Raw genomic sequence first — 12,799 nt, forward strand, 5'->3', positions numbered from 1 at the left:
GGCCATGCGCGTTGCTCGTCCCGTCACTCGTAATTGCTGAACCGCGACAACGGCGGCGGCGCCGGCGGCGGCGGCTGGTAGCCCGCCACGCCCGCACGGAATGCCGAGACAAGCCCGTTGTCGACGTTCGACAGCCCCTTGAGCGTGAGCTGAGCTAGCACGCGCGTGCCGGACTGATACTGCCCCGAGGTGTCCTCGCCGTTTGCGTAACGCTGCACGCCAACGCCGAGAATCCAGCAATCGGCATCGTACTGGAAGCCGAGGAGCCCGTCGACGAGACGATGGTTGGCCACGTCGTAGTTGACCCGACCGACGGCGTAGAGCCGCCGCGTAACGGGCCATTCGGACGAGATCAGGACCTGATTGATCGGCTCGTTGTCGAGCGTCGTGTTCGCGCGCGTATAGCGATAGGACACATTGAGGACCTTGCGCTCGTCCGGGCTGAATCCGAAGCCGATGCTCGAGCGCACGAGCTGATTGTTATCGGCATTATATTGGATCGCCGTTTCCGACGAAAAACCGGCCCCGAGCTTGAGCGAGGCCCCGGCGATCAGGTTCGAGTGGCTCGTCGCCGGCGTCGGCGTGTCGGGCGTCAGCGTGACGCGCTGATCGGTGAAGTAATACTGCTGCGCGATGACGAAGCGCGCGCGTTCCTCGCCCGTGGCGGGGTTGATGAAGCGCGTCGTCAACGCGGCCGTGAGCCGGTTTGCATCGGCAATGCGGTCGTTCCCCACGAACGTGTTCGACGTGAAGATCTCGGCAAGCCCGAAATCGGATTCGGCGGTATCGAACAGCGGCGCAAAATCCTGATTGCGATATGGCGTATAGACGTAGTAAAGACGCGGTTCCAGCGTCTGGATGTAGTCGTCGCCGAACAATCGGACCGAACGGTCGAAAATGAGCCCGCTGTCGAAACTGAAGGTCGGGATCGATTCGGTGAACGTCTTCGGCTGCCCGGCCGGCGCCGTGCTCGAGATGTTGCTGAGGTCGTACGACGCGAAATGCCATTGCACCTTGGGCACGACGAAATAGCCGGGCCCGTAGATCCCGTACGACACGTACGGGTTGAACATCAGCCGATCGCCCTCGGTCATATCGGCCGACGTGATGCGAAAACGCGAGTAATCGGCCTCGGCGCCGAAGTCGAAACCGCCGATGTCGTACTTCGCGTACTTGACGTTCAGTTGCGGCTCGCGGCCGTACGGCGGCGCGGAGCCCTGCAGCGTTTGCCAGTGCTGCTCGCGGGCCAGCACCGACCAGGGCCCGTTGTTGTACGTGAGACCGGCTTCCTGCTGATACAGCGTTTGCGTGCCGATGACGAACTGATTGCCGGCCGATGCGAGATCTTGCGCGTAGGTGCTGTCCGATACCCTGTTGTACGAGACGTAAGCACCGAAGCCGTGGCCGAGATCCTGATTGTGCTGCCAGTAGATCGCATACCGGTTCGCGTGCTTGATCGCGTCGTCCGGCAAGAACTCGCCGGTCAGCGTACCCGAGTAGGTCGGCGACAAATAGCGATAGATCGCCTGCGTCTGCATACCGCGCTTGGAAATGAGCCGCGGCGTCAAGGTCAGATCGTGGTCCGGCGCGATGTTGAAATAGTACGGCAGCGAGAGTTCGACGCCGTTCGTCGAACTCATCGAGAACAGCGGCGGCAAGAAGCCGCTGCGGCGCGCGTCGCTGAGCGGGAACGACAGCCACGGGCTCGCGAAGATCGGCACGCCTTGGAAAAACAGCACGCCGTTGTGCGCGACGCCCTCGTCGGCGCCCGTGTCGAAATCGAAGCGGCTGCCGCGGATGTACCACGACGGGTCGGTGCACTGGCACGCCGTGTACGTGGCGCTCGTGAACTCGGAGCGCTCGCTGTCGAGCATATCGACACGCTCGGCGCTGCCCGAACCGCCGTTCGTGCTGAAGTGGTACTTCGGCAGCGGCATGTAGCCTTCGCTCGCCTCCACCTTCAGATGGGCTTCGGGCCCCGCGAACAGCACGCCGTTTTCGATCACGCGCACGTGGCCGTACGCATCGGCCATGTCCGTGTCCTGATCGTAGTGGAGGGCATCGCCCTTGACGACGGCCACGCCGCGCCGCAGCTCGCCCGAGCCCTTCACGGCAACGTCCTGATCGGCCGTGCCGTTCGTTTGGTCGCCAAGCACGAAGGTGGCGGGCGAACTGCCCGAACCCAGCGGATGCTCCTCGAGCTGCGGCGCGAGCCGCAAGCCCCATGGCGCATCGATCGGCTGCGGCTGCGCGGCCGCGCCCGACAATTGCGCGTGCGACACGGACGGCAAGAAGCCCGGTACGGCAATCAGCGCCGCGGCGAGCCGCCTCAAGCGCGGCAGCGTGTCGCCGGGAAAATTCGTTGAAATTGGCTGTCTGGGCGGCATCTATCGTTTGGCGAATCGGCTCGGCGGCGGGCTCGCTGCCCGTCGCACGTTACCCGTACCGCCGCGCAAAAAGCGGCATGTCGCGTCGCAGGCCAGCCAGACACGCACGCACGCATGCAAGCGCCGGAGGTCGAACGGGGCCGTGCGAAAGCCGACACGGGAACAGGGGCGCAACACAAAAAGTCGTCGGGTATTATATGGCAAGACGTTTTGCTCCCCGCCGACACGATGACTGACTCCCCCGCCGACACCTCCGTCGACGCCCGGCGCGATGCCCTCGCCGCCTGGCTGCGCACGTTCTCCCGCCGCTACGGGCTCGACCTGTCCAGCCTGGCGCCGGCCTCGGCCGACGCGAGCTTTCGCCGCTACTTCCGGCTCTCGAGCACCGGCGAGCACGGTGGGTCGCTGATCGCGGTCGATGCGCCACCTCCCGAAAAATGCCGCGAGTTCGCCCAGGTCGCGCGGATGCTGGCCGATGCCGGCGTGCACGTGCCGCGCGTGCTCGAATGCGATCTCGAGGCCGGCTTCATGCTCGTGACCGACCTCGGTACGCGCACCTACATCGCCGAGCTCGATCCGAACGACACCGCGCGCGCGAAACCGCTATTGCGAGATGCGATCGATGCCTTGATCCGCTGGCAGTCGAGCTCGCGCGAAGACGTGCTGCCGCACTTCGACGAAGCGTTCCTGCGCCGCGAAATGGAGCTGATGCCCGAGTGGTACGTGACGCGCCATCTCGGCCGCGAGGTCGACGACAACATGCGCGGCGTGCTCGATCGCACTTATGCGCTCTTGATCGCCAGCGCGCGCGCCCAGCCGCAGGTATTCATGCTGCGCGATTTCATGCCGCGCAATCTGATGATCTGCGCGCCCAATCCCGGTGTGCTCGATTTCCAGGACGCGGTCTACGGCCCGATCGCCTATGACGTCGCCTCGCTGCTGCGCGACGCATTCATGAGTTGGGATGAGGAGTTCGAGCTCGACTGCTTCGTCTATTACTGGGAGCGCGCCAAAAAAGCAGGGTTGCCCGTCGATCCCGATTTCGGCGAGTTCTATCGGCAGATCGAATGGATCGGGCTGCAGCGGCACATCAAGATCCTGGGCTTGTTCGCCCGCCTGCACTACCGCGACGGCAAGGCGCGCTACCTGACCGACCTGCCGCGATTCCTCGGCTACGCCCGCAAGGTGGCCGAGCGCTACCGTCCGCTCATGCCGTTCGCGCGCCTGCTCGACGATTTCGAGCAACGCGCGCAGCAAGTGGGCTACACGTTTTGAGCGGGCGGCACGCTTGATGACGCACGCGCTCACGACAGCCATGATCTTTGCCGCGGGCCGCGGCGAGCGGATGCGCCCGCTCACCGACACGCTGCCCAAGCCGCTGCTCGAAGCGGCCGGCAAACCGCTCATCGTTTGGCAGATCGAACGGCTCGCGCAAGCGGGCTTCACGAAGATCGTCATCAACCACGCCTGGCTCGGGGAGCAAATCGAGCAAAGGCTCGGCGACGGCGCGCGCTATGGCGTGCAGCTTGCCTATTCGGCCGAAAACGAGGCGCTCGAAACGGCGGGCGGCATCGCACAGGCGCTGCCGCTACTCGAAGAGGGCGGTGCGCCGTGCGTGTTCGCGGCCGTCAGCGGCGACGTCTTCTGCGAGTTCGACTACACGCGCCTGCGCGCGCCGGCCACGCGCCTGGCCACGTCGGCGCTACCGCGCATGCACCTCGTCATGGTGTCGAATCCGCCGTTTCATCCGCGCGGCGACTTCGCGCTCGATACGGCCGGGCGACTTTCGCTCGACGGCTCGGCGCGCTACACGTTCGGCAACATCGGGGTCTATGACACGCGCATGTTCCACGAACTTGCGCCCGGCGAGCGGCGTGCGCTGACGCCGTACTACCGCGAGACGATCGCGGCCGGACTCGCGAGCGGCGAGCTTTACGAGGGGCGCTGGGAAAACGTCGGCACGCCCGAGCAGTTGCGCGCGCTCGACGCCGCGCTGCGCGCCGCGGGCTAGCCGACCGGCGCGCGGCGAACACGGCGCGACGGATCGCGTACGCGCCGCTCAGGCGTCTTCGCCGTGCGCGGCTGGCTCGACATGCTCGCGCGCCGAGGCGCGCTCGCGGGACGCCGCACGCTGTTGCAGGGCCCACATTTGCGCGAACGCGCCGCCCGCCTCGAGCAGTTGCGCGTGCGTACCGCGCTCGACGATGCGCCCGTGATCCATGACGATGATCTGCTCGGCATGCACGACGGTCGAAAGCCGGTGCGCGATGACGAGCGTCGTGCGCCCGCGCGCGATCTGATCGAGCTCGTGCTGAATCGCGCGTTCCGAGTGCGAATCGAGCGCGGACGTCGCCTCGTCGAAAATCAGGATCGGCGGATCCTTGAGCAGCGTGCGCGCGATCGCAACTCGCTGCTTCTCCCCGCCCGACAGCTTGAGCCCGCGCTCGCCCACGGGCGTGTCGTACCCCGTCGGCAGACCTTCGATGAAATCGTGGATGTGCGCGGCGCGCGCGGCCGCCATCACTTCCTCGCGGGTCGCCGAGGGACGTCCGTAAGCGATGTTGTAATAGATCGTATCGTTGAACAAGACCGTGTCTTGCGGCACGATTCCGATCGACGCGCGCAGCGAATCCTGCGTCACGTCGCGAACGTCCCGGCCGTCGATCGTGATGGCGCCGCCGACGGCGCGATCGAGGTCGTAAAAGCGGAACAGCAGCCGCGCGAGCGTCGATTTGCCCGAACCGCTCGGCCCCACCACGGCCGTTGTCGTGCCTGCCGCGATCGAAAACGTGATGTCGTCGAGGATGGTGCGCGTGCTCTCGTAGCCGAAGCGCACGTGCTCGAAGCGCACCTCGCCGCCGTGCACGGCAAGCGCCCGCGCGCCCGGCGCATCGGGCACCTCGCGCGAGGCGCCGAGCAGCGTGAACATCCGGTCCATGTCGGTCAGGCTTTGCTTGAGCTCGCGATAGACCACGCCGAGAAAATTGAGCGGGATGTAGAGCTGCAGCATGAACGTGTTGATGAGCACGAGATCGCCGAGCGTGAGCCGCCCTGCCATGACGCCCTGCGTGGCGCGCCACAAGATGAAGACGAGCGCCGTGCCGATGATCGTTTGCTGGCCGAAATTGAGCAGCGACAGCGAGTTCTGCGAGCGGATCGCCGCAGCCCGATAGCGTTGCAGGTTCTCGTCGTAGCGCCGCGCCTCCCACTCCTCGTTGCCGAAGTACTTGACCGTCTCGTAGTTCAGCAGCGAATCGATCGCGCGCGAATTGGCCCGCGAGTCGAGCTCGTTCATCGTGCGGCGAAAATGCGTGCGCCATTCGGTTACTTTGACGGTGAATACGATGTACGTGACGAGTGCGACGAACGCGACGATCGCGTAATAGGCCTCGTATTTGACGACGAAAAAACCGAGCACGAGGCCGACTTCGACGAGGGTCGGCAAGATGCTGTAGAGCGAATACGAAATGAGCTGCGAAATGCCGCGTGTGCCGCGCTCGATATCGCGCGACATGCCGCCCGTCTGCCGATCGAGATGAAAACGCAGCGAGAGCGAATGCAAATGGCGGAACACCTGCAAGGCGATCTGGCGAACGGCGCTTTGCGTCACCTTCGAAAACAGGATTTCGCGCAGCTCGGTGAACAGCGACGTCGACAGCCGCACGAGCGCATAAGCGACGACGAGCAAGCCGATCCCGCCCGCGAGCACGATCGCCGGATCGTGCTCGGCGCGTCCGAGCGCCGTCAGTTGGCGCATAGAGACGAGGCCGTCGACGATGCGCTTCATCACGATCGGCACGCCGAGATTGGCGAGCTTCGCGCTGACGAGGCAGGTCAGCGCAAGCGCGACGCGCCCCTTGTAGGCGGCCATATAGGGCAGCAGCGAGCGAATCGTCTGCCAGTCTCGGCGCGAGGCGCCCGGGACGGGTGCCGGCGCGAGTTCTGATGAGGGGCTATGGCGGCGCATGGGTCGGACAAGAGTGGGAGGCGGATCGAGCAGCGGCCTGCTGGCGCGGTGCGGCACGTGCGGCGCGCCGGCGTTTGCCCGTACAATTTCGATGCTCGACCTAATCAGCCTAATTGGCCTCATTGTCGCAGGCTCGGCTCATTGTTGCAGAACAGGTACCCTCGATGACTATTTCCACCCCGCTGCTTCCGCAAAAAAGCTGCGCCCTGCGCGTCGTGCCGCAGCCCTCGGATGCCAACGTGCACGGCGACGTGTTCGGCGGCTGGATCATGGCGCAAGTCGACATCGCGGGCTCGATTCCCGCGAGCCGGCGCGCCAACGGCCGCGTCGCGACCATCGCCGTCAATTCGTTCGTTTTCAAGCAGCCCGTGTTCGTCGGCGATCTGCTCAGCTTCTACGCCGACATCGTCAAGACCGGCTCGACTTCGATCACCGTGTCGGTCGAAGTGTTCGCCCAGCGCATGAGCCTGGCGGAAGAACTCGTCAAAGTCACGGAAGCCACGCTCACCTACGTGGCGACCGATAAGGATCGCCGTCCGCGTAAGCTGCCCGAACTGAAGTAACGCTTTGCCGCGGCGCGCGGCCCACCCTCGGGCGGCCGCGCGCCGCGGACATCAGGCCGGCACGCCGCCGGCCTCGCGCATGCTGGCCGCTCGCGCGTGCTGCAGCAGCGCGGGAATGGCGTCGTGCGGCATCGGCCGCGCGAAAAAATAGCCCTGCATTTCGTTGCAAGCGCGCTCTTTCAGGAAATCGAGTTGGGCCGCCGTCTCGACGCCCTCCGCGATCACCTGCAACTGCAACGAGTGCGCAAGCGCGATAATGGCCGACGTGATCGTCTCGTCGTCGCTCGAGGCACCGATGTCCGATACGAACGAGCGGTCGATCTTCAGACGATCGACGGGGAAGCGCTTCAAATAGCTCAAGCTCGAATAGCCGGTGCCGAAGTCGTCGATCGCGAGACCGATGCCGAGCGCGTGCAGCTCGTTGAGCATCGTCACAGCTTCCTCAGCATTGCGCATGATCGTGCTTTCGGTCAATTCGAGCTCCAGATACTGCGGCTCGAGCCCCGTTTCCTCGAGAATCGCCATCACGAGCTTGGCGATGTCGCGCTGCTGAAACTGGCGCGCCGACAAGTTCACCGACACGCGCGCGGGCGGCAGGCCCTCGTCCTGCCATGCTTTGTTTTGGCGGCATGCCTCGCGCAGCACCCATTCCGAGAGCGGACCGATGAGCCCGCTCTCTTCGGCGACAGGAATGAACGCCGAGGGCGGCACGAGCCCGACCTCGGGATCGTGCCAACGCACGAGCGCCTCCATGCCGACGATCTGCCCCGTTTCGATGTCCACCTGCGGCTGGTAGTGCAGCAAAAACTCGCCGTCGCGCAATGCGCGCCGCAAGCGGCGCTCTAGATTGAGCCGCGCGCCGACGCTCGTGTTCATCTCGGGCTGATAGAACTGGAACGTGTTGCGCCCCATGTCCTTGGCGCGGTACATCGCGAGGTCGGCCTTCTTCAGCAGCGTCTCGACGTCTTCTCCGTCCTGCGGGAACAAGCTCGCCCCCATGCTGCAGCCGACGTAGAGTTCAGTGCCGTCGAGCCAGACCGGCTCGGAGATCGTGGCGCGCACCCGTTCCATCCAACCGATCAGCGTCTTCTCGTCGACGGCGTCGGTCAGCACGATCACGAACTCGTCGCCGCCGTGGCGCGCCACCGTATCGCTCGGTCGCGCGCTGCGGGCGAGGCGCTCCGCCACGACCCCGAGGAGCCGGTCGCCAACGCTGTGGCCGAGGCTGTCGTTGACGTTCTTGAAGCCGTCGAGGTCGATGAAGACGACGGCGAGCGGTTTGCCGCCCGCGATCGCCTGATTCAGCCGGTCGCGCAGCAGATTGCGGTTCGGCAGCCTCGTCAAGCCGTCGTAGTTCGCTTGATACTCGAGCTGCTCCTGATAGCGAATCAGATCGGTGACGTCGTTGATGACGCCGATGTGATGGGTCGTGTTGCCGTCCGGGTCGGGCACGGGCGCGATGAAGAGTTGATTCCAGAAGAGCGCGCCGTCTTTGCGATAGTTGCGCAAGACCGCGCTCACCTCGCGGTTGGCGGCCAGCCCCTCGCGGATCGCGACGAGGCCTTCCTGATCGCGATCGTCGCGCTGCAAGAAGCGGCAGTCCTGGCCGACGATTTCCGCGGGATCGTAGCCCGTGATGCGCTTGAACGCCGGATTCGCGTATTCGATCACGTGCCCGCTGCCGGACGCGGCAGTAATCAGAATCGCGTTGACGCTCGCATCGAGCGCGCGGCTTTGCAGACGCAGCGCAAGATCCGATCGCTTACGATCGGTCACGTCCGTGTACGAGCCCAGCACGCCGATGACGGTGCCGGCGCCGTTCGTCAGCGCGATCTTGCTCGTGATGCCCGCGCGGTGCACGCCGTCGATCAGCACGGCGAACTCGTGGTTCATCTTCGGCACGCCGGTTTCGATCACTTCCTGATCGGCGCGGCGCAACACGTCGGCCAATGCGGCCCACGGCATGTCCTCGTCGGTCTTGCCGATCACCTGCTCGGTATAGGCCAGGCCCGCATCGCGCGCAAACGCCATGTTGCAGCCGAGATAGCGCGATTCGCGGTCCTTCCAGAAGATGCGCTGCGGGATGTTGTCGATGACGGTCTCGAGCATCTGATTCGAGCGATGCGCCTCGGCTTCGGCCTTGATTTGCTCGGTCACGTCGTCGGCCAGCACGAACATCGCGGGGCGGCCCATGAACGTGAGCGCGTGATTGGTGATGTCGGCGCTCAACGGCGTGCCGTCGCGGCGCCGCTGCCGCCACACGCCCGCGGACACCCGGCCGCGTCGCGGCGCCGCGTACCCGCGCACGAGATACGACTCGAGACGGGCGATCTCGTCGGGCGAGGACAAATCGCGAATCGTCATGCCGAGAAACTCGCTTTCGCCGTACCCGTATTGCTCGACGGCCGCGGCGTTCACGGCGAGAAAGTTCAAGGTCTCGCGGTCGTAGATCCACATCGGCACCGGGTGCGCGTCGAACAGCTCGCGAAAGCGTTCGTCGCTGCGCCGCATCGCGCGGGCCACGCGAATCTTCGCGCGCGCAGCGCTTTCCCGCACGCCGAACGTATAGATGAGCATGCCGCAGCCCGCCACCATCGTCACGATCAGCAGTAACGTGGCAAGGCGAGTGGAGTGCGCGGAGGCCGCCAGCGACGACTCCACCGCCTCGTCCTCGCGCTCGCGCAGCTTCGCGAGCGCCGTATCGACGCCGTCGAGCGCCGAGCCCCCACGCATGTAGATGGGTCCCACCCAAGCGCGCGCCGCGGCTGCGTCCGCGGTGCTTGGGCTTGTGCCCGCGCTCTGCTGCGCCGCACGAACGAGCGCGGTGCGCGTCTCGCGCTCCACGCCGTCGGCAAGCGCGAACAGCGCCTCGAGATCGCCGCGCATCGAGGCATCGTCGGCGAGCGCCGTGCGCAAGCGCGCTTTACCTTGCGCGAGCGTTGCCTCGCGCTCGCGTTCGAAGGCGTCGCCAACCGGCGCGCCCGATTGCTCGAAACGGCCGAGCGCCGCGAGCCCCGTGCCAAGCGTCGCACGATAGGCGTCGAGATCGCGCTTGACGCTCATCGAGCGCATCGTGCGCGAATCGGTCGCCCGCTCGCTGCGAATCTGCCCGTAGGCGACGAACGCGTTTGCGCCGATCGCCGCCGCGACGACTGCGATGTTGATCAGCAGCCGTTTCGATAGAAAGGAACTCATTGGATGTCGAACGCCGGTCGTGTCAGAGGCCCTGGATTGGGAGTTCCTAGGTTGCAGGGCACTCAGGGTGGGGCGGCGCGGCTTGCTATCTCTACGAACCCGCTCGATCCTTCTTCACGAGATCGATGCGCGCCTTTACGCGCCAACCCATGGATAACGGCAGCGTTTGCCGCAAGTTGAGGGTTGCGACTCAAAAATCCCGTCGCATCGGCATGGAAGCGCCCGAACGCAGCCTAGGCGGCCGGTGGCCGCTGGCGGCATTCGATGCTCGGGCGCGAATACTTACAAACTGCTTTAACCGACCAAACCGAACTCGCGCATGGCCGGCAGGAAGTCGTGACTCGCCTCCGGCTTGCGCGACAGTTTCGTCAGGACATAACGCTTGAACGGATCGAGGCGCGCCCAAACCTCTGCGTTCGGGGCCGCCAGGCCGGCCGTGTGGCAGTGCCGCAGCAGGCCGTCGGGCACGGCCGCCGCGTTGCGCCAGGCCGGCTCGGCATCGGGCGTAAACCAGTCGGGCTCGAGGTTCGCGTGCGTGCGCATCATTTCGAACAAGGCGTGATCGAAGTTCGGCTCGATTTGCGCGTCTTCATCGACGGGAAACCGCGCAAGCAGCGCGCGATCCGCATGCGGCAGCAATTGCCACTGCGCAAGCGAGATGCGAAGACCGAAGCGATCGAGATTGAAGCGGACCGACATCGGCATGAAGGTGAGGTCCTCCGACGAGACGAGCTCGAAATCGAACAGCAGCGGCGTTTCATGCAATCCCATGGCGGTGTCCTTGTGCGTGCGCGCGTGCGCCGGGTCGTGCGGGCAAACGGCGCCCGCTTCGGGTATTTTAGAACCTTATGCATGAAACGCCGGCCCGCGCCCGAAAGGTGCGGCGATGGGCCGGCAGTGCGTCACCTGGATGAGGAGCGATCTTGAACGACCCGTTGGACGGCGCCGACGAGCGCGGCGTCATCGAGCAAGAAGTACGCCGGCACCGCAACGGCATCGTCGACGCGACCGTCGATTGCATCGGTCAGGAATGGCCCGTGGCGCTCGTTTTCAACGGCATCTCGCACGCCGTCATGATGTGCACGCCGCGCGAGCTCGAGGCGTTCGCCGTCGGGTTCGCGATCTCGGAAGGCATCGTCGAGCGCGGCAGCGACATCCGCGACATCGAGGTCGCGTTCCATCGCGATGGCGCGGCCTTGCCCTATGCGCACGTGGAACTGACGATCGTGCAGCAGGCATTCGCTGCGCTGAAAGCGCGCCGGCGCGCGCTCGCGGGGCGCACCGGCTGCGGCGTATGCGGCATCGAAAGCATCGATTTGCTCGACTTGTCGCCGGAGCGCGTGCCTGCGACGGGGTTTTTCGAGCGGCTCGCGCCCGATGCGATTGCGCGCGCGGCGCACGAGCTGCCGGCGCATCAAGCGCTCACGGGTATGACAGGCGGGCTGCACGCCGCCGCTTGGTGCGACGCAGGCGGCGCGATTGCACTCGCGTTCGAGGACGTCGGTCGCCACAATGCGCTCGACAAACTCATCGGCAGGCTGGTGCTCGATCGCATCGATACGACCAACGGCTTCGTGTTTCTGTCGAGCCGTGCCAGCTACGAGCTCGTGCGCAAGGCCGCGCGCGTGGGCATTCCCATGGTGGCGACGATCTCGGCACCCTCCTCGCTGGCTATTGCGATCGCGCAGCAAGCCGGGATTCGGCTCGTGAGCTTCTGCAGGGAGACGAGCTTTGTCGAATACGGCGCGGCTTGATATTCCAGCAATTTTGACTTCGCAAGAGGTACGTCCCCTTGGTTGGGCTCGACGAGATGGCAAACGGGTTACGATTCGTCATGAAACGACCTGAGTTCGCCTACGGTAGGGGCTTCCGATCAACGCCAAGCGAAGGTTAGGAGAACTGCCGAAAATCAGGCTTGCGCTTCTGAAAGAACGCCATCATGGCTTCCCGCGCTTCAGGTGCGAGCAGCATCTTGCTGAAGTGCACGATTTCCTCCTTCATGCGATCGGCGATTTCCTGCCCCTGCGCGCGCTTCATCAGCGCCTTGGTTACGCGCAGCGACGCAGCCGGCAGCGTGGTGAGCTTGACCGCTTGCGCGTGGGCGAACGCGTCGACTTCATCGGCAGGCAGCAGACGATTGACGATGCCCATCCGATGCGCTTCGTGTGCGTCGAACGCTTCGCCGAGCAGCAGCTTTTCGGCGGCCAGCGGATAGCCCGCGATGCGTGGCAGCAGCAAGCTAGACGCAGCCTCGGGGCACAGCCCCAGTTGAGTGAACGGCATCGAGAACACGGCCGATTGCGCCGCATAGACGAGATCGCAATGCAGCAGCAGCGTCGTGCCGATCCCGACGGCCACGCCCGCGACTGCCGCGACGATCGGCTTCTCCGCACCGCTGATACGCCGCAGGAACTGCAGCACCGGCGCGTCCTCGCTGCTGGGCGGCGATTTCATGAAGTCTTCGAGATCGTTGCCGGCGCTGAACGCGTGCTCGCCGCCGCGAATCAAGATCGCACGCACGGCCGCGTCCTCCTGCGCGTCGGCCAGCGCATCGGCCATCGTCTGATACATCGCCGACGTGATCGCATTTTTCTTTTCGGGCCGACTCAAGGCGATCGTCATCACCCCCTCGGCACTGCGCTCAATCACAACGTCCATCGTCTCTCTCCAATAGGAAAACGGTTCGC

The 12,799-nt window shown here is 65.2% G+C and carries 9 protein-coding genes; 4 read left to right on the forward strand and 5 right to left on the reverse strand.

Annotation, left to right across the window (positions count from 1 at the left end; translation table 11 throughout):
• Positions 1-23 precede the first annotated feature (23 nt).
• Positions 24-2,387 (reverse strand): LPS-assembly protein LptD, encoded by a 2,364-nt coding sequence (locus tag J3485_RS15865; RefSeq protein ID WP_206954330.1) that lies wholly within the window; start codon positions 2,385-2,387, stop codon positions 24-26.
• A 228-nt stretch (positions 2,388-2,615) separates the two neighbouring features.
• Between J3485_RS15865 and J3485_RS15870 the strand changes: the two genes are divergently transcribed.
• Positions 2,616-3,662 carry an aminoglycoside phosphotransferase family protein gene (locus J3485_RS15870; RefSeq protein WP_206954332.1) on the forward strand — a complete coding sequence of 349 codons (1,047 nt, stop codon included), beginning with the start codon at positions 2,616-2,618 and terminating at the stop codon, positions 3,660-3,662.
• Positions 3,663-3,678: 16 nt separating this feature from the next.
• A complete protein-coding gene (murU, locus tag J3485_RS15875) occupies positions 3,679-4,398 on the forward strand; it encodes an N-acetylmuramate alpha-1-phosphate uridylyltransferase MurU (RefSeq protein ID WP_206954334.1) in 720 nt (239 codons plus the stop codon).
• Between the two features lie 48 nt (positions 4,399-4,446).
• On the opposite strand, the gene J3485_RS15880 is transcribed toward murU, so the two are convergent.
• Positions 4,447-6,354, reverse strand: a complete 1,908-nt coding sequence (locus J3485_RS15880; RefSeq protein WP_206954336.1) for an ABCB family ABC transporter ATP-binding protein/permease — start codon at positions 6,352-6,354, stop codon at positions 4,447-4,449.
• A gap of 164 nt (positions 6,355-6,518) precedes the next feature.
• Between J3485_RS15880 and J3485_RS15885 the strand changes: the two genes are divergently transcribed.
• The gene (locus J3485_RS15885; protein ID WP_206954338.1) at positions 6,519-6,917 is read left to right on the forward strand and encodes an acyl-CoA thioesterase; all 399 of its coding nucleotides are present in this window, start codon (positions 6,519-6,521) and stop codon (positions 6,915-6,917) included.
• 51 nt (positions 6,918-6,968) lie between these two features.
• Here the strand turns inward: J3485_RS15885 and J3485_RS15890 are convergent, their stop codons facing one another.
• Together J3485_RS15890 and J3485_RS15895 are read right to left on the reverse strand one after the other, a co-directional pair.
• Positions 6,969-10,112 (reverse strand): sensor domain-containing protein, encoded by a 3,144-nt coding sequence (locus J3485_RS15890; RefSeq protein ID WP_206954341.1) that lies wholly within the window; start codon positions 10,110-10,112, stop codon positions 6,969-6,971.
• 294 nt (positions 10,113-10,406) lie between these two features.
• Positions 10,407-10,883, reverse strand: coding sequence for a nitrate reductase associated protein (locus tag J3485_RS15895; protein ID WP_206954343.1), 477 nt, complete (start codon positions 10,881-10,883; stop codon positions 10,407-10,409).
• A 152-nt stretch (positions 10,884-11,035) separates the two neighbouring features.
• Between J3485_RS15895 and fdhD the strand changes: the two genes are divergently transcribed.
• Positions 11,036-11,866, forward strand: a complete 831-nt coding sequence (fdhD, locus tag J3485_RS15900; RefSeq protein WP_242538584.1) for a formate dehydrogenase accessory sulfurtransferase FdhD — start codon at positions 11,036-11,038, stop codon at positions 11,864-11,866.
• A 136-nt stretch (positions 11,867-12,002) separates the two neighbouring features.
• Here the strand turns inward: fdhD and J3485_RS15905 are convergent, their stop codons facing one another.
• Positions 12,003-12,770: an enoyl-CoA hydratase gene (locus J3485_RS15905; RefSeq protein ID WP_206954345.1), complete on the reverse strand. Its 768-nt coding sequence runs from the start codon at positions 12,768-12,770 to the stop codon at positions 12,003-12,005.
• Positions 12,771-12,799: the final 29 nt, after the last annotated feature.

Source organism: Trinickia acidisoli, from assembly GCF_017315725.1.
GTDB classification, from domain to species: domain Bacteria; phylum Pseudomonadota; class Gammaproteobacteria; order Burkholderiales; family Burkholderiaceae; genus Trinickia; species Trinickia acidisoli.